At 42.1% G+C, this 17,299-nt stretch carries 19 protein-coding genes; 6 read left to right on the forward strand and 13 right to left on the reverse strand.

Going from position 1 to position 17,299, the window contains the following annotated elements; genetic code table 11:
• Nucleotides 1-156: 156 nt before the first annotated feature.
• The 6 genes from trmD to NPE20_RS25470 form a co-directional block, all read right to left on the reverse strand.
• On the reverse strand, nt 157-831 hold the full coding sequence (trmD, locus tag NPE20_RS25445) for a tRNA (guanosine(37)-N1)-methyltransferase TrmD (protein WP_256541530.1): 675 nt from the start codon (nt 829-831) through the stop codon (nt 157-159).
• Between the two features lie 87 nt (nt 832-918).
• Nucleotides 919-1,305 (reverse strand): VOC family protein, encoded by a 387-nt coding sequence (locus NPE20_RS25450; RefSeq protein ID WP_256541531.1) that lies wholly within the window; start codon nt 1,303-1,305, stop codon nt 919-921.
• Between the two features lie 27 nt (nt 1,306-1,332).
• The gene (locus NPE20_RS25455; protein ID WP_256541532.1) at nt 1,333-1,533 is read right to left on the reverse strand and encodes a helix-turn-helix transcriptional regulator; all 201 of its coding nucleotides are present in this window, start codon (nt 1,531-1,533) and stop codon (nt 1,333-1,335) included.
• Between the two features lie 9 nt (nt 1,534-1,542).
• Nucleotides 1,543-2,445: a hypothetical protein gene (locus tag NPE20_RS25460; RefSeq protein ID WP_256541533.1), complete on the reverse strand. Its 903-nt coding sequence runs from the start codon at nt 2,443-2,445 to the stop codon at nt 1,543-1,545.
• A gap of 199 nt (nt 2,446-2,644) precedes the next feature.
• Nucleotides 2,645-3,172, reverse strand: a complete 528-nt coding sequence (gene rimM, locus NPE20_RS25465) for a ribosome maturation factor RimM (RefSeq protein WP_256541534.1) — start codon at nt 3,170-3,172, stop codon at nt 2,645-2,647.
• Nucleotides 3,173-3,306: 134 nt separating this feature from the next.
• A complete protein-coding gene (locus tag NPE20_RS25470) occupies nt 3,307-3,861 on the reverse strand; it encodes a 30S ribosomal protein S16 (protein ID WP_256541535.1) in 555 nt (184 codons plus the stop codon).
• Between the two features lie 406 nt (nt 3,862-4,267).
• On the opposite strand from NPE20_RS25470, the gene NPE20_RS25475 reads away from it, so the two are divergent.
• Nucleotides 4,268-6,160 (forward strand): SPFH domain-containing protein, encoded by a 1,893-nt coding sequence (locus NPE20_RS25475; RefSeq protein WP_256541536.1) that lies wholly within the window; start codon nt 4,268-4,270, stop codon nt 6,158-6,160.
• Between the two features lie 208 nt (nt 6,161-6,368).
• Here the strand turns inward: NPE20_RS25475 and pfkA are convergent, their stop codons facing one another.
• The 4 genes from pfkA to NPE20_RS25495 all read right to left on the reverse strand — a co-directional run bounded on the left by pfkA (nt 6,369) and on the right by NPE20_RS25495 (nt 10,360).
• Nucleotides 6,369-7,346 (reverse strand): 6-phosphofructokinase, encoded by a 978-nt coding sequence (gene pfkA / locus NPE20_RS25480; RefSeq protein WP_256541537.1) that lies wholly within the window; start codon nt 7,344-7,346, stop codon nt 6,369-6,371.
• A 119-nt stretch (nt 7,347-7,465) separates the two neighbouring features.
• Entirely contained in the window at nt 7,466-9,163 is a 1,698-nt protein-coding gene (locus tag NPE20_RS25485) for a protein-disulfide reductase DsbD family protein (RefSeq protein ID WP_256541538.1), read from the reverse strand.
• A 16-nt stretch (nt 9,164-9,179) separates the two neighbouring features.
• Nucleotides 9,180-9,632: a protein-disulfide reductase DsbD N-terminal domain-containing protein gene (locus NPE20_RS25490; RefSeq protein ID WP_256541539.1), complete on the reverse strand. Its 453-nt coding sequence runs from the start codon at nt 9,630-9,632 to the stop codon at nt 9,180-9,182.
• Nucleotides 9,633-9,634: 2 nt separating this feature from the next.
• Nucleotides 9,635-10,360, reverse strand: a complete 726-nt coding sequence (locus NPE20_RS25495; RefSeq protein WP_256541540.1) for a biotin--[acetyl-CoA-carboxylase] ligase — start codon at nt 10,358-10,360, stop codon at nt 9,635-9,637.
• Between the two features lie 92 nt (nt 10,361-10,452).
• Here NPE20_RS25495 and rsfS point away from each other — a divergent pair, with 92 nt between their 5' ends.
• The 3 genes from rsfS to NPE20_RS25510 all read left to right on the forward strand — a co-directional run bounded on the left by rsfS (nt 10,453) and on the right by NPE20_RS25510 (nt 13,725).
• Nucleotides 10,453-10,827, forward strand: a complete 375-nt coding sequence (rsfS, locus tag NPE20_RS25500; RefSeq protein WP_129877236.1) for a ribosome silencing factor — start codon at nt 10,453-10,455, stop codon at nt 10,825-10,827.
• Between the two features lie 69 nt (nt 10,828-10,896).
• Nucleotides 10,897-13,002: an ATP-dependent zinc metalloprotease FtsH gene (gene ftsH, locus NPE20_RS25505; RefSeq protein ID WP_435529219.1), complete on the forward strand. Its 2,106-nt coding sequence runs from the start codon at nt 10,897-10,899 to the stop codon at nt 13,000-13,002.
• Nucleotides 13,003-13,086: 84 nt separating this feature from the next.
• A complete protein-coding gene (locus NPE20_RS25510) occupies nt 13,087-13,725 on the forward strand; it encodes a LutC/YkgG family protein (protein WP_256541542.1) in 639 nt (212 codons plus the stop codon).
• A gap of 31 nt (nt 13,726-13,756) precedes the next feature.
• On the opposite strand, the gene NPE20_RS25515 is transcribed toward NPE20_RS25510, so the two are convergent.
• Genes NPE20_RS25515 through NPE20_RS25525 form a run of 3 tightly spaced genes read right to left on the reverse strand, consistent with a single transcriptional unit; the run spans nt 13,757 to nt 16,073 of the window.
• Nucleotides 13,757-14,869, reverse strand: a complete 1,113-nt coding sequence (locus NPE20_RS25515) for a metallophosphoesterase (RefSeq protein ID WP_256541543.1) — start codon at nt 14,867-14,869, stop codon at nt 13,757-13,759.
• Nucleotides 14,870-14,914: 45 nt separating this feature from the next.
• Complete coding sequence (locus tag NPE20_RS25520) at nt 14,915-15,382, reverse strand: hypothetical protein (protein ID WP_256541544.1); 468 nt, start codon at nt 15,380-15,382, stop codon at nt 14,915-14,917.
• 34 nt (nt 15,383-15,416) lie between these two features.
• Complete coding sequence (locus NPE20_RS25525) at nt 15,417-16,073, reverse strand: hypothetical protein (RefSeq protein ID WP_256541545.1); 657 nt, start codon at nt 16,071-16,073, stop codon at nt 15,417-15,419.
• A 226-nt stretch (nt 16,074-16,299) separates the two neighbouring features.
• On the opposite strand from NPE20_RS25525, the gene NPE20_RS25530 reads away from it, so the two are divergent.
• Both NPE20_RS25530 and NPE20_RS25535 read left to right on the forward strand, forming a co-directional pair.
• Nucleotides 16,300-16,683, forward strand: coding sequence for a lipocalin family protein (locus NPE20_RS25530; protein WP_256541546.1), 384 nt, complete (start codon nt 16,300-16,302; stop codon nt 16,681-16,683).
• Between the two features lie 113 nt (nt 16,684-16,796).
• Nucleotides 16,797-17,252 carry a hypothetical protein gene (locus tag NPE20_RS25535; RefSeq protein WP_256541547.1) on the forward strand — a complete coding sequence of 152 codons (456 nt, stop codon included), beginning with the start codon at nt 16,797-16,799 and terminating at the stop codon, nt 17,250-17,252.
• Nucleotides 17,253-17,299: the final 47 nt, after the last annotated feature.

Below are 17,299 nucleotides of genomic sequence, written 5' to 3' on the forward strand. Positions count from 1 at the left end.
GATATTATTTGGATTTTAAAAACCTATTTTAAAAATTTCCACAAATTGTTATTTGTCCACAAACAACGTGGGTTTTTGGTTGATAGAGTTGATTATGAGAGTAGTTTTAACATGCAACCATTCACCAATAAACTAACTCAACCAGTCTCCCATCGTTTACTCCAACAAATCGGGTCTTCTGGCTTTGGTGCGTTCCATGGCTTGTTCAAAACGCCATTTTTCCACCTCGGGCGTATTGCCGCTTAATAATATATCCGGCACCTTATATCCATTCCAGTCTGCCGGGCGGGTATAAACGGGGGCATCCAGCATATCATTCTGGAAAGAATCTGATAAGGCGGATGTTTCGTCAGACAGTACGCCCGGTATCAGCCTAACCACGGCATCAACCAGCACCGCAGCGGGCAGTTCACCGCCGGATAGTACATAGTCGCCTATCGAGATCTCGCGTGTAACGTAGATGTCCCTGATGCGTTGGTCTATCCCTTTATAATGGCCGCAAAGTATAATTACATTTTTTTTGATAGATAGCTGGTTAGCTATCTTTTGGTTCAGTGTTTCACCATCCGGCGACATAAAGATAATCTCGTCATACTCGCGTTCGCTTTTCAGCTTTTCGATACAGGCGGCGAAGGGTTGTATGGTCATTACCATGCCGCTGCCGCCACCATAGGGATAATCGTCGACGCTTTTTTGCTTGCCGGTAGAGTAATCGCGCAGGTTATGCACTACAATTTCGGATATGCCTTTTTTTTGCGCACGCTGTAAAATAGAGTGGGCGAAAGGGCTTTCCAGCAGGCCGGGCAAAACAGAGATGATATCGAAACGCATGCCGCAAAGATACTTTTATTAGATACACGAGTAAAGAGCCGGGAATCAAGACTTTTTCTTGTTCTTGATTCATGACCCTTGCTTCTCTCAAATCTCCTTCTGTATTTGCCAACAATGGCCAAAAGGATCTATGATATCGCCCTGGCGATAACCATAGTCAAAATCTTGTACGGGCGAGGTAATCTTAGCCCCCGCAGCCACGGCCTGTTCTACAACAGCATCTACATCTTCTACAAATATATTTACCGATACGGTACTCGCTCCTGCCCTCTGTGGGCTTACCAGCTTTGTTGCCCATTGCTCGTGCATATGGAATGTAGAACCGTTTATAGAAAATTCAACTACGTGGATGCTGCCATCATCGTTGCTAAAGCGTCGCGTCTCCTCGGCGCCAAAGGCTTTTGTGTAAAAACTTACATCGGTTATCCCGTTGGGGATAATGAGCATAGGTGCAAAGGTGGTTTTTGTTGCCATAGGTTAATCATTTAATATAAATCCTTCCTAATCGCCCTCTTCCAACGCGAAGATATCTTCAACTTTTTTACCAAACACACGGGCTATTTTAAGCGATAATACGGTTGATGGTACGTATTTATTACTTTCTATAGTATTTATGGTTTGGCGTGATACGCCTATAAGCATGGCCAGATCTGCTTGTGTAATATTCCTTATGGCGCGTTCTACACGCAATGTATTTTTCATGGTGCGTGGTTATAAAATATTTACGTTTAAATTGCTTTTCCCGGCCACGTTATCCTGTTGCCTGATCCTGTATAAACGGTAATGGAACACTATCAAAAATATGATAGGGATAGTAGCCAGGTTTAATACCATTATTAACAGAAAGTCTGTACCGTAAAAAACAAAGTTAACCAACAATAGGATAAAGTAATTCGCATAAACGGCAATTTGCATAGCATCAAGCCTGATAGCATTAATATATTCGTCCTCCTGTTTCTCTTTTGAGAATACCCAAACCAACATTGCCAAAGGCAGTATATAAAATATCCAGGTAATATCTTGCTCGTTATAGCCTTGTACTATTATAATTACCCCAAAAATCAGGGTTAGTATTTGTCCAATTATGCGATAAGGGTTATTTGATAAAAACCGGATTGGCTTTATTTCATACTCATCGTTATGCCTGTATAGCAGGTAGTAAAAACGCGCCGTAAAAATTAATAGTGGTGTAAACAGGTTGTACACCATAAAAGTGTAGCCTTCTGCAAAAGCATCGATTCCGCGTTCGAGCGCTTTTAGGTGAAAATCATTAACAACGGCTACTACAACTAAAAACACAGCATACCAGGCGTAATTAATTAATATAGCCCAATATAAAGCATTAAGCCGAATGCTGGCTGTTAACTCATCCTCGGTTTTTTGTTTGCTAAACGCGATGAAAACTAGCCCGGCAACGACCAAGATTAAAGCAAGCTCGTTTGTAAAGTTTTCATAAGCGGGTAAAAACAAGCTACTTGATTCCCGTAGTTTTAAACCGAAGCCCGGAATTTCGTAGGCTTTGTAAACAACCAGGTAGCCAAGCACAAAGCCCGGCAACGCTAAAAGCCATCCTAATAGCTTAAAGCCGTGTGGAAATAACAATTGCGATTTCATAATTGTAAAGTTTGATTTACCAAATGTAAAATAAAGCATTTTAAATGTCAAGTAATTTTGACAAATATTTTTTCAAATTCACATTTTTATCGCGGAAGCCCAAAGAAAGCTAAGAAAAAGCAGGTTTGTTTAAAATAAAAAGACACTAAACCACAAATTAATTGCGACTTAGCGTCTTTACGTGAATATATATTATAGACTATCCCTCTAAATAAACATCCAGCAAACCATCCGGCAGGGCAATATAGATCTCTCCGCCTTCCACGTCAATCCCTTTTATGATCTCCACATTAAGTGGGAACAATACTTCCTTATTTTTAAAATTTACCGATGCTATTAATTGTTGCGGATATTCTACCACATCCAGTATCTCACCCAGCTCGCCATGAGTTTCATCAACTGCGATAAAGCCTTTTACGTCTTTAAGGGTAAATTCTTCCTTTTTCTTTTTAGGCTTTACCTTGTTGGGCAGGTAAATATCTTTCTTAACCAGCATGGCTGCTTTTTCAATGGTATCTACGTCTTCCAGGTTAAGATAGGCCTGGTTCTTTTGTAAAAACTTTATCGAGCTTACAAAATAGGGTACCAGTTTACCGGCAATATCTACAAACAGCGATTTGATTTTTATGGCATCGGCATCCTCAAAGTCGATATACAATTGCATTTCGCCTTTTAAGCCCTTGGTTTTTAAAATGCTGCCTAACCTAAAACAATCCTCGGTTTTCATAATACAAATACGTTTAAATAACAATGGCGAAGAACCGTTGGGTTGCTTCGCCATTGTAGAATCAAGAGTTAAGAATCAAGAGCTAAGATTTTCGTCTTGTTTCTTGATTCTTATTTCTTGTCTCTGTAAAAAAATTACTCAGCGCCTTCTGCTTTGGTTTCAGTATCAGCAGCAGCTTCTTCTTCAGCAGGTGCTTCAGAAACAACTTCTTCTTCTACTTCTTCGGCAACAGGAGCGTTTTTAGCAGCGATAGCTGCAGCTTTATCTTCTTTCTTTTTCGCTTCAGCAATTAAAGCCAATTTACGGGCTTCATCTTTTGCAGCGTTAAGATTTGATTTTTTACCTGTTATTTTGCTGTCTTTTTGGTCTAACCACTCAGCAAATTTAGTTTCTGCCTGTTCTTCGGTTAAAGCACCTTTTTTAACACCGCCTTGTAAGTGTTTTTTGTATAATACGCCTTTGTAAGACAGTATTGCACGGCAAGTGTCTGTTGGCTGTGCGCCATTGTTAACCCACTCAAGAGTTTTTTCGAAATTGATGTCAATTGTAGCCGGATTGGTGTTAGGGTTGTATGAACCTACACGCTCAATAAAACGACCGTCTCTTGGAGCACGGGCATCTGCTACTACGATATAATAAAAAGGTTTTCCTTTTTTACCGTGTCTTTGCAGTCTGATCTTAGTTGCCATTCTTTTGTTTTTATGTATTCAACATTGTCCCCGGAGTTCTTTCTGCGGGGATGCAAAGGTAAATAAATTTATATTAAATTAAAAGCCTAATTATTAATAGTATATAAGCAGGCGGATAATAAAGAAGATAAAGTAAAGTTGTGAGGTGACTCACCCCGCGGCACTTCGTGCGCGACCCTCTTTGCGCAGCAGAGAGGGTGGAGAAATATTGAATAATTATTTCGTTGGCTCTTCCTCTCCAAAAAGAGAAGGCTGTGGTGAGGCTTAAAATATTTCCTTCCTTTTTTGTAACAACTATTATTCCTTATAATCATATGTAACGCTATATAGCCAAGGTCTCATAAAGCTATAAGTTATTGTGAGGAGCCCGCACCTTAAGGGCCCCGTTAAATAAATCAAAAAACAAATGTCTGAAACAATTATTCAACTCTGGTGGGTGTTCCTGCTGGTTGGCGCTTTGGTGCTTTACAAATTTGTATTGCGCGTTTTATGTGGTATGATCATCGTTCCTGATGATCGCATTGGTTTGGTTGTCAAAAAATTCACCCTTTACGGGAGCAAACGGCTGCCGGATGGCCGTATTATCGCTATTAATGGCGAAGCAGGTATGCAAGCCAAACCACTTGCCCCGGGCTTGTACTGGCGTATGTGGCCGTGGCAGTATGTAATTACTATGGAGCAGTTTACTATAATCCAGCAGGATAAGCTGGGGCTGGTAAAGGCAAAAGACGGCGCCCCAATGGATATAGGCCGTGTACTGGGCAAACCGGTTGATTGCGATAAGTTCCAGGACTCGCAAGCCTTCCTGGAAAACAACGGGCAAAAAGGCCCGCAGGCGGCTTTCTTAACCCCGGGTAGTTATCGTATCAACACCTTCCTGTTCGAGATTGTGATGGTGCCAACAACCAGCATTCACGAAAACAAAGTGGGTATTGTAACCACTTTAGACGGGGAACCATTGGATAAGGGCGAAATTGCAGGCGGCTCGGTTGCCGGCCACCGTAACTACCAGGACCCGATGGCTTTTATTATTGCCGGGGGTAAAAAGGGATTGCAGGAAGATGTTATCCTGGCAGGTACTTATTACCTAAACCCGTGGTTTGCTATTGTAGAGCAGGTAGAAATGGTGCACATACATATTGGTTATGTGGGTGTGGTCAACTCATTTGTTGGTCCCGAAGGTAAGGATACCAGCGGGGTGGGCTTTACACATGGTAACATTGTTAAAAAGTACGACAAGGGTGTTTGGGACGAACCTTTAGACCCGGGCAAACATCCCGTAAACATATATACCCACACGGTAGAAATTGTACCTACCACCAATATTGTACTCAACTGGGCCAATAGCCGCACCGAAAGCCACGAGCTGGATAAAAACCTGTGTACCATTAGTGTGCGTTCATCCGATGGTTTTACATTCAACTTGGATGTATCGCAGATCATCCACATACCACGTAACGATGCACCAAAGGTTATTGCCCGTTTTGGTAATACAAAAAACCTGGTATCGCAAGTGTTGGAACCCACTATCGCCAATTACTTCCGTAACTCGGCGCAAAAAAGTGGTGTTATCGAGTTTTTGACTAACAGATCGCAAAGGCAGGAAGATGCCCGTGCCCAGATTAGCAAGGTATTGGCCGATTATAACGTTGAAGGTGTGGATACCTTAATTGGTGATATTGTGCCGCCGGAAGCATTGATGAAAACCCTTACCGACCGTAAAATAGCCGAGCAGGAACGCGTTACCTACGAAATTCAGAAAAGCGCCCAAATAGAGCGTAAAGAATTTGAAAGTGCCAAAGCAGGTGCCGATATGCAGCCCGAGGTTGTGAAATCAACAAGGCAGGTTGAGATAAACACCCAAATGGCGGCATCAAAAGTTGCTGCTGCAAGGGGTGATGCGGAATCGAGAGTAATTAACGCTAAAGCGGATGCAGAGAACAAAACCATTATTGCCCGTGCCGATGCAGAAGCGAAAACTATTAATGCTAAAGCGGATGCCAATGCAACCGAAGTTAATGGTAGTGCCGATGCCGGTAAAATCAAAGCCATAGGTTTAGCCGAAGCCGAAGTTACCAAACAAAAAACCGAAGCCATGGGTACCGAGCAGTATGCTATAGTACGTGTTGCCGAAGCTTTAGCCAGCAATGGCATTAAACTGGTGCCAGAGATTTTGGTTAATGGTCAAAGCGGTGGCGGCAACGGTATGATAGATGCCCTAATAGGTACCGAAATGCTTAAAAAGATGCAAAGGGAAGGCGAAGCGAAAGTAGTTGACATTACACCGAAAGCGGAGTAATACTATCTCTGTAACCGCCGGTCATTTCGAATGAGCAGCGGGATGAATGAGCAATGGGGGCGAAGAGAAATCTTTTACACTATGCATGTCTGTTACTTGTTAATTGTAAAAGATTTCTCCTCGTACCTCGTTCGAAATGACAAGTAGCTTAAAACAAAAAGAGCCGCTCAACTTGAGCGGCTCTTTTTGCTATGTTCTCAATCCAACCTTATATCGCCAGTATCTCTACTATCTTTAAAAAGTTGGGATTAATTTCAACATTATGTTTGCAGGCATGCTCAAACGGGGTGTATGATATTTCGTTATGGATAACGCCTATCATTTCGTTACGGTGGCCATCTTTTAAGGCTTCGACAGCGGCAACACCAACACGGCTGGCTAATACCCTATCCATACATGACGGGCGGCCGCCCCTTTGAATATGGCCCAGGATAGAAACCCTGGTATCATAATGCGGGAAACGTTCTTTTACATGGCGGCCTATTTCAAAGGCGCCACCTGCATCGTCACCTTCGGCAACAATAACAATTTTCGATAGCTTATCTTTACGGCCATGCTCTAATCTCTCGCATAGTACGTTGATATTTGTTTCGGTTTCGGGAATAATAATAGCCTCTGCGCCCGAAGCAATACCGGTGCGTAAAGCAATCAGGCCCGAGTCGCGGCCCATCACTTCTACAATAAACACGCGATCGTGCGATTCTGCCGTGTCGCGGATCTTATCCACCGCGTCAATAACGGTATTAATGGCAGTATCGTAACCAATGGTAAAATCGGTGCCTAGCAGGTCGTTATCAATAGTACCGGGTAACCCAACAACAGGGATATCGTATTCTTCGCCAAAAATATGCGCGCCGGTAAATGTGCCGTCGCCACCAATAGCCACAAGGGCATCAACACCATGTTCTTTTAGTTGTTCGTAAGCCAGTTTACGGCCTTGCGGGGTTCTAAACTGCTCGCTGCGTGCTGTTTTAAGAATTGTACCACCACGTTGAATAATGTTGGAAACAGATTTCCTGTCCATGGCGAAAAATTCACCATTTATCATCCCCTCGTACCCCCGGCGGATACCGGTAACTTCAATACCATAATAGATAGCGGAGCGTACTACTGCTCGTATTGCGGCGTTCATACCCGGTGCATCTCCACCTGATGTAAAAACTCCTATGTTTTTGATCTGCGTCATTTTTAAAAGGGCGCTGTCGCGTTGTAAGTGTAAACAAAAAAGAACTTTATGAAAGCCATGCAGACCAGCTGCAGTGTATTCATAAAGTTCCGCGAATTTACATTAAATTTTTTAACCGCCTACTTTTTATACGCGGCTATCCCACTATCCAGGTAGGAAATAAAGGAATTAACGTCTGTAGCACCTATCGGTTTAACAAGCGTTTCGCCCTTTTCATTAATGATAACATAATAAGGCTGTGCGTTGGTTTGGAACTTGTCTATCTCAAAATCAAGCCATTTGCCACCAATCGTAGTAATTTTTTTACCCGTTGCGGTTGATTTATATTGTTCTGCAACAGGCAGGTCGGTTTTATCATCTATCACCAATTGTAATATCACAAAATCGTTTTGCAGGCGGCGCAATACTTCGGGTTTTGGCAACACCTCTTGTTCCATTTTACGGCAGTTAACACAGTTCCAGCCTGTAAAATCAATAAAGATAGGTTTATGCAGTTGTTTTGCAACTTCTACAGCCTGGTCATAATCGTACCACTCATCAAGTCCTTTTACCTTTGGCAGACGTTTAAAAAGCTCTTCGTATTTTTTAACTTTTATAGTTGATGTATTAGGTGGTGTTGCAATTGCACTACCACCGCCAGATATATCAAAATCCTGCGTGCTTAAAGGCGGCAGCAAAGCACTGATTGCGTTCAGCGGCGCGCCCCAAAGGCCGGGCACCATATAAATGGTAAAAGCGAACATAGCCATAGCAATAAACGTGCGGGTTACCGTTAAATGCGTTACATCGCTATCATGCGAGAATTTGATCTTACCGATCAGGTATAAACTCATTAATATGCCGATCGCTATCCACAGGGATAACACTACCTCGCGGTCAATTATATTCCAGTGGTAGGCCAGGTCGACATTTGATAAAAATTTAAGGGCAAAAGCTATCTCAATAAACCCTAAGATCACCTTAACGCTGTTTAACCAGCCGCCAGACTTTGGCAGGCTTTTAAGTGCCGAAGGGAACATAGCAAATATGGTAAACGGTAATGCAATAGCCAGCGAAAAACCGAACATAACTACTGCCGGGCCAAGCCTGTCGCCTTTTGTAAAGGCACTTGACAGTACACCGCCAATTGCAGGGCCGGTACACGAAAACGATACTACTACCAGCGTAGCAGCCATAAAAAAGATCCCCGCCAGGCCGCCTTTGTCAGAGTTTGCATCCAGTTTGTTGGCTAAAGAGCTGGGGAGTGTTATTTCAAATGCACCCAGGAACGAAGCGCCGAATACAACCAGCATCAGGAAGAAAAAGAAATTGAATATGCCATTAGTTGCCAGCCCGTTTAAAGCTGCGGGGCCAAAAATAATAGTGATCAACAGGCCAAAAACCACATAAATAAATATGATGGATAAGCCATACAGGCAAGATTGCCAGATGGCATTTGCCCGGCTTCCGCCTCGTTTGGTAAAAAAGCTAACCGTTAATGGCAGCATCGGATAAACACATGGCAATAAAAATGCAGCAAAACCGCCCACAAAACCAATTATGAACAACTGCCACAGGTTGGTAGGCGCATCGGGCGCAGTAGCGGCTGATTTATTTACTGCTGGTTTGGCAACAGAATCGGCAGCAGATGCCTTCTTTTTAGCCGCGGCAATACTATCTGCCGGGGTTTGAATATCGGTAAACTCCACATCGTTTGTTGAAACGGTATCGGGGGTTTGTGCCCTAACATGCTGCGGTGTTAAAACCGCAAGGGCGAAAAGGGTTACTAAAAATAAAAGAGCGTGCTTTAAAGGGCTGCGCAGGATGGCTGATGTCATTGTCTTTTATTAAAAATTATTTACCTAACGGGATAGAAAACTCTACTTCGTCTGGTGGAAGACATTTAACATCATTACAGGTCATAAACTCCAGCTTGCCTTTAACTGCTGCAGCTTTTGCCGACTTTAGTTTAATTTTTTGCTGAAATACAACCGAATTTTCAAAATAGCCAACATTCATGCTAAATACTTTTTCGTATTTGGTTATAGGGGCCGGTTCAACGGTTTTACCAACCAAGATATATTCTTTTGAAGGGGCAAAGGTAAAAGTGGTTTTTACAGGGCCACCTTCTTTAACGTTTTGCGAGTAAACATGCCACCCCTGATCTATTGTTGCTTTTATTAATACAACCGCCTCGGTAGCGCTGATTTTTTTTGCCGCGTATGACCATCTCACGTGCGATTCTACCTGTGCCTTGGCACCAAAGGTTATCATTAATGCGGTTATCGCTAAAAGTATTTTTTTCATTATTATTTATTTAAAAACTCTATTTCCTTTAAATTATATGCCTGTTCACCGCCATTTTGGTCAATTACCAATAAGCCGTTATCTTCAACATTTTTTATAACACCTTCAAAAACCTGCCCGTTCGACTTAAATTGTCGCTGTTCGTTTAACCAGTATAGTCGGCTTAAGTATATATTCCTTACATATTCAAACCTTCCGGCTTTAAGGTGAAGGTAGTATGCCTCAATATGATTGCAAATTTCTGCTAATATATTTTTTAATTCATAATCCCTTTGTAATATCTTCTTTATAGAAGTGGCATTGGCGGCGTTGTCAGGGAAATTTTCCTGGTTTACATTAAGGCCTATACCAATTATGGCATTTTTTATCTGGCTGCCCTGTAATATATTTTCTATGAGCATGCCACCAAGTTTTTTATCGCCATAATAAATATCATTTGGCCATTTTATTTTTAGGCTGTCACGTAATAGGGGGTATAGTGCGTCATATACACCTAAGCTAACGGCCCGGGTAAGGTCAAATTGTTGTTGTGCAGATAAAAAACCGGGTTTTAATAATAAACTGAAAGTTAAATTTTTCCCCGGTTCGGCATGCCATGTGTTATCACGCTGGCCACGGCCGGCATACTGTGTTTCTGCCATAATGACCGTTCCATCAGGTACTGGCTTGGAATTTGACAGGATATTTTTAAGGAATGTGTTTGTAGAGTCAACTTCTTTTAGTGACACTAAATTTTGTCCAACAAATAATCCTGAAAATATGTTATTTTGCAACGTATAATATTATTAAACCCAAAATCGTTCAAAACTAAATCTTTTTAATGGTAAAAAGTAAAGTGATAAATGAATCCACCTATATTTCTGAACTTGCCATACACGGCATGCAAGAAAAAAAGGGGAATGATCTGGTAAGGCTTGATCTTCGTAATATAAACAGTTCGGTAGCAGATTACTTTGTAATTTGCCACGCCGATTCGGCCACACAGGTAAAAGCAATAGCAAATAGTGTTGAGGAAGAAATTTACAAAGCTGTACAACAGGACCCTTGGCGCAAAGAAGGGCTTGAGTACGGCGAATGGATACTGCTGGATTATATAGATGTTGTCATACACATCTTCAGGACAGATAAACGCGAGTTTTATGGTGTTGAAGATCTATGGGGTGATGCTGAAATTAAAAGCTATAAAAGCGCTTAAACAAAGCTCGAAACACAATACCCTTTTTTTAATTATTTATTGATAAGTTGAGCTTGTAGAAACATGGAAATTAAAGATAAAAAGTCCGATTCCTCAAAACCTTTACGCAAGGTTCCGAATAAGAAAATTACGCCCAAACCGCCAAAATTTAATCTGATGTGGCTTTATGCCATTGCTATTATTGGTATACTGGTAGTGCCCACTTTAATGAGCGGCAGCATTGGTAAGCAGATAGATTTTCAAAGGTTTAGCACGCAGATGCTGCGCACACATGATGTTGAAAAAATTGTTGCCTATAAAAATGGCGACCTGGTAACTGCCGAGGTTTATATTAAAAAAGATAGCCTGGTAAAGCCCCAGTATAGCGATGCCAATAAAGGGCAGCGTGGTTTAGGTATCTCAAACGAACCGCAGTATAACTTTACCGATGCATCTTACGAAAGCTTAAAGCAATCTATTGCCAACGCCGAAAAAGATGTACCCGAATCGCAAAAAACGGCCATCGAGTATCAGCAGGGTAAAGAAAACCTGTTGAGCAACTGGCTGGTACAATGCGTTATAATGGCGGTATTGCTGGTTGGTGTATGGCTGTTTATTATGCGCCGTATGGGCGGTGGTGCCGGCGGCGGCGGCGGGGGCCAAATATTTAATATTGGTAAATCAAAAGCTACCCTGTTTGATAAAGAGGCCCAGGTATCGGTTACATTTAATGATGTTGCCGGGCTGGAGGAAGCCAAACAAGAGGTTATGGAAATTGTAGATTTCCTTAAAAACCCTAAAAAATACACCAATCTGGGGGGTAAAATACCTAAGGGTGCATTGTTGGTAGGTTCTCCGGGTACGGGTAAAACCTTATTGGCCAAAGCCGTTGCAGGCGAGGCACAGGTGCCTTTCTTCTCCCTGTCAGGGTCTGATTTTGTGGAGATGTTTGTGGGTGTGGGTGCATCACGTGTTCGTGATCTGTTCCGCCAGGCAAAAGATAAAGCGCCTTGTATCATATTTATTGATGAGATTGATGCCATTGGCCGTGCCCGTGGTAAAAACAATATTGTAGGTGGTAATGATGAACGCGAAAACACCTTGAACCAATTATTGGTTGAGATGGATGGTTTCGGTACCGATTCTGGTATTATCATTCTTGCAGCCACTAACCGCCCCGATGTTTTGGACAGCGCTTTAATGCGCCCGGGACGTTTTGACAGGCAGGTATCTATTGATAAACCCGATTTGATAGGCCGTGAGCAGATCTTTAAAGTACACTTAAAACCTATTAAGGTTGCCGAAGGTGTAGATGCCAAGAAACTATCGGCACAAACCCCTGGCTTTGCAGGTGCAGAAATTGCTAACGTTTGTAACGAGGCCGCTTTAATAGCCGCCCGTAAAAACAAAGAAGCTGTTGATATGCAGGATTTTCAGGATGCTATTGACCGTGTTATTGGTGGTTTAGAGAAAAAGAACAAGATCATCTCTCCCGAAGAAAAACGCATTGTGGCTTACCACGAGGCTGGCCACGCCATTGCAGGCTGGTTCCTGGAGCATGCCGATCCGTTGGTTAAGGTGTCTATTGTTCCGCGTGGTGTTGCCGCATTGGGTTACGCACAGTATCTGCCAAAAGAGCAATTCTTGTACACTACCGAGCAATTGCTTGACGGTATGAGCATGACCATGGGTGGCCGTGTTGCAGAGGATATTACTTTTGGTAAAATATCTACCGGTGCGCAAAATGACCTGGAACGCATTACCAAACTGGCTTATGCCATGGTTACCATTTATGGTATGAACGAAAAAGTGGGTAATGTATCTTTCAATGATACCCAGGGCGAATACCAGTTTAACAAACCGTACTCTGAAAAAACATCAGAATTGATCGACAACGAGGTACGCACCTTAATTGGCGATGTTTATCAAAGCACCAAAAAATTGCTTATTGATAAGCGCGAAGGGTTGATCGCGTTAGCTAATAAACTGTTAGAAAAAGAGATCCTTTTCCAATCAGATCTGGAAGAAATATTGGGTAAACGCCCGTTTGATAACCGTACCACTTATGATGAATTTGTGAATGGCCCGGAATCAAATCAGGAGCCGGTTGCACAAAACCTGATCCATGAAGGCGTTAGCGATCATTCAGGCACATTTGAAAGAAACCCTGAAGAAACCGATACAACTAAGGAGTAAATCTTAAGTTTAGAAAAGTAAAAGTCGTAAGCCTGAACAAGGCTTGCGACTTTTTAGTTTATACTTGTTATTTTTGGGCTAACCATGAGGGATATTACTACATCAAAAGAAAAGCTATTGAAAAAAGTGCGTAAAGCCCTTTTAGAGAAACGCGACAATCCCTATCCAAACCTGGAAGACTTGCCCATGTATCCGGCAAACGAAGAGATGCTGGAAGTGCTTTTTGCCGAGCAATTTACCGGGGTAAGCGGCCAGTTTGTTTTTTGTGAGGATGAGGTGCAGTTTATAGAGAACTTATTGGAGTTGGCCGAGGAGCGCAAGTGGCATAAAATATACTGTTGGGAGCCCGCCCTGCAGCAAATGCTTAAAACTTACGAATACCCCTTTTTTGAAACCGATAAAGATTTTGAACAAGCCGAAGTAGGGTTCACCCTTTGCGAGGCGTTGATAGCCCGTAACGGCACTATTTTACTCTCTAACGCCAATGCCGCGGGCAGGCGTTTAAGCATTTATCCGCCGGTGCATATTGTGCTGGCCTATGCTTCGCAACTGGTGCTTGACCTGAAGGATGGGTTTAAACTGCTAAAAGAAAAATATGGCAGCAGTATGCCATCAATGATAAGCCATGTTACCGGCCCAAGCCGTACTGCCGACATTGAAAAAACGCTTGTTTTAGGCGCCCATGGGCCTAAAGAGTTATTTGTGTTTTTATTGGATGGGTAATAGGTGCGTTGTGTCCGGATTGAAGTGCGCTCTACACACCGTCTACCCCCGCTCCTCCTAAAATATTCAAATCCTCCAATTTACTTTCTTCCAACACCATTCGCTCACCCACCTTTCTTTGATAGGTCCATTTTATCAAACGGATGCAGCCATCGGCTATTTCTATGCCGGTGATATCGCCATCATTAAAGCAACAGCAGCCGGTATTGAAATAGGTATCCAGGTAGCCGTTAAAATCGGGCTGAGTATTTCCCTGCAGGTGCAGGCGGGTTATTTTCCTTTCCAGTTTGGCCGTTTTTATAATATCACCCGCCTTTTTGGCCGTTTCCAGGTTAATATAAAGTATCTCTAATTGTGTTAACGATTTAAACACCGGCTGGTGCGTGTGCCCGGTTATAAGCAGCATGTTTTTCCGCAGACTGCTCCATTCATACATAATGCGGTTATGATCGGTTTTTAACAAGTTATTATAAGCAGGTGTATTAGGGTTTATACGCAGGTAACCTTGCAACGGGCCCCACATGTTAGATACGAACCACTTGCTAAACCAATTACCATCGCTCTGCAGATCGCCCTGATGGCCGTGGGTCATAAAAATTTCCAGGGGTTTATTGTTTATCGTAGTTTGTAATATAGCCCCCTCGTAAATGCGAATAGCGCGCCCATATATTTGCAGCAAGCTAACCGCGGCAAGCGGGTCGTTATCCCAATACAGATCGTGGTTGCCAAATATTTTTACAAACCTATCCTGTTCAATAAACAGTTTTTCTGCGTCGAAAGTAGATTTATTGTGCCGTTTCATGGTTATAAACAGGTTTTCCCAAAGCTCTTCGCTATCTCCCAGATTAATGTAAATAAAGTTTTCTTTATGATAATGGTCAAGAGCAGCCAAATAATTCCGGGCAGACCGGGCAAATATATCCGACCCATCTCTCGCACCCTTATGCTGGTCTGATAAGATGATAAATTTGTCCTTATAAATATCAAATGGTATTACTAATCCTTTTTTACCCGGTTTGGTAGTAATGCTTTTATAAAGGGCGTTTAAAGCCCTGTTAACTCTTGCTTTATCGGGGCGGGATGAGAACCTGTCGGCCAGGCGTGAAACGGGTTTATATAGTAAGCGTTGAAAAAAACGGCGCATGTGGGAATAACATGCGCCGTATGAAATTGTGTGATAAGGTTAAGATTAATATTTGCCCGAACCGGTTATAGTAATTTGCTCATCGGTGCTCAGGTCGATCATATTTATAGAGAATTTGTATGAGCTTGATCCCGTTTTGGTAATAGTTCCGCCGGTAGAAGAATAAAGCGTACTGCCGGTAACACTCAATGCATACAGCTCGGAAGAGAAGCCATTACTATCAGTGAATTCGACAACGTTACTTGTGCCGCTACCACCGGTTGGCATATTATAAACCGTAAACGATGCGCCACTTTCATCGGCTATAACAACATCTATATTGCCGCTTACACCGCTGGTTGCAGCAACAGATACACATGGGCCACTATGTGTAGTCCCCTTAACGGTAAATGAGCCTTTTCCAACTTCATTGCCGCCATCGTCACCGCCATCCTTTTTGCAACTGCCTAAAAATACTACCACTAATAAAAGGAGCAGGCTTTTAACGAATAAATTTCTTTTTAAAGTTTTCATAAAAATGTGTGTAAAGTTTGATTATAAGATTTTATTAAAATGTAAATAGATAGCTAAGACCGGCAAACGCGTATGAACCGCCGGTTACTTTTATGTAGTTGTAGCCAATACCCAGGTGAGATTTTTCGCCGATATTAAGCCCAACTTTAGCGGCTAACAGTAAATTGGTACTGGTTGAAGAATTGTCATCATCATCTGATGCACGCAGGCTGTAAAAACCTACTTGCGGCTCAACAAAAAACATATCGCCAAGCTTAGCCATGTAACCCACTTTTATAGGGATACCCGAGTATTTAAAACCGACATCTTCTTTTGATACAAAGTAGTTGTAACCTACTGTACCGGTTACAGCCCCGGCATCACTTAGATGATATAAACCTTTTAAGTTGATACCTACACCTACCGATGATGAATTTTTAAAATTGCCCAATGGTAACAGTACTTCCGGCTCTAATCCAATAGAGAATGTTGAAGCCGAACCATCTGCAAACGTGGCATTTTTAAGAGCGCTTTTCTGTTCAATGTTTTTCTCGCCTGTAAAGGTGCTTGTGTGGGACGGCATGGCTACCAATGCATTTGTAGTGTTAGCAGGCTTGTCATTAATGGTCAGGCTGTTATTCTGTGCATTAGCGGTAAGGCCGGCACATAATAGCGGGATCAATAAAAATTTTGAAAGGTTAAAGTTTTTCATTTTATACATTCATTTGCCTACTCTGTTCCGTTTTCGGCTTTCCCGGCCGCAATTAAACAATTGCTTAAAGACAAATTTCTATTTGTAAGCAACGCGTATCAACGCCCATAACACCTAAACTTTACTGTGTTTTAAACCATTAAATACCGTGAAAACACGGGCTTCTTACAGATGCGGTGTCTATACCTTAGCATTCACAAAACCACTAAAGATTCCCGTTACAATTATGAAAAAGCTACTATTTATTACCTTATTACTGATAACCAGTTTATTTGCCTTTACCGGGTGCAGCAAGAAAAACGGCGATGGGTCTGATCCCGCTTCAATATCAAAAAGCAAGCTTGTTGGCAAGTGGCTGTACGTAAAGTTTGTAGAAGATGGCGATACAGAAACCTTTAGCAACGGCGAGTATTTTCAGCTAAATGAAAATGGCACAGCCTATGACAGTATAGACGGCGATAACGCGAAATGGAGTTTATCCGGGAATAAAATAACCTTTATTGTTGATGGCGAACCCAATATTGCCACTGTAGAAAAGCTAACCAGCAGCGAATTAATAATATCTACAAATGATGAAGGAGAGACTTCTACTGCGTATTTTAAAAAATAAACCAAATGAAATAGGTAAAAAATAAGGGGTAGCAATTTTTTGCTTGCCAGTATCTTAGTTTAAACTTAATTTACATCCTAAATATAAATCACTTAAACCTTAATCTTAAAACGATGCTTACAAAAATTGCAGATGAACTTTCGCCGGATAAACAACTTAATGGCGACGAGGTAACAGTTGATCAAATCAAGGGGTTGTCTAAGAAATACTTTGACCAAACCTGGATAGAAGAAAAAGTGGGGCAGCTGAGAAGAATGAATTCTACTAATGGCAAGGACCCAGTAATGAATGACACCCGTACCATCACATTCAAAAAAAGCCGCATTGATCAATTTTTTGCGGCAAACCCAGGCTCAGACGATTTTGTAATTCATATTGGGTTGCACAATAAAGCTATTTATAATGCTAATCAGCCAAAAGAATACGAGGGCAAGGTAATGGTAGTGCTGGCACCTAAAGATGTTAACCTACTAACAAAGGGCGATGTAGTAATGATTGCAGGTATTAGCGGCGGTGGCCTTGATAATGGTAAACTTTGCCCTCCGGATTTAACCTGTGGCGTTTCTTAATATGCTTTTATCTGCCTATTTGTTTTTCGAGCTGCTGGCTTTTATAA

The organism is Mucilaginibacter aquariorum (assembly GCF_024498135.1).
GTDB lineage: Bacteria > Bacteroidota > Bacteroidia > Sphingobacteriales > Sphingobacteriaceae > Mucilaginibacter > Mucilaginibacter aquariorum.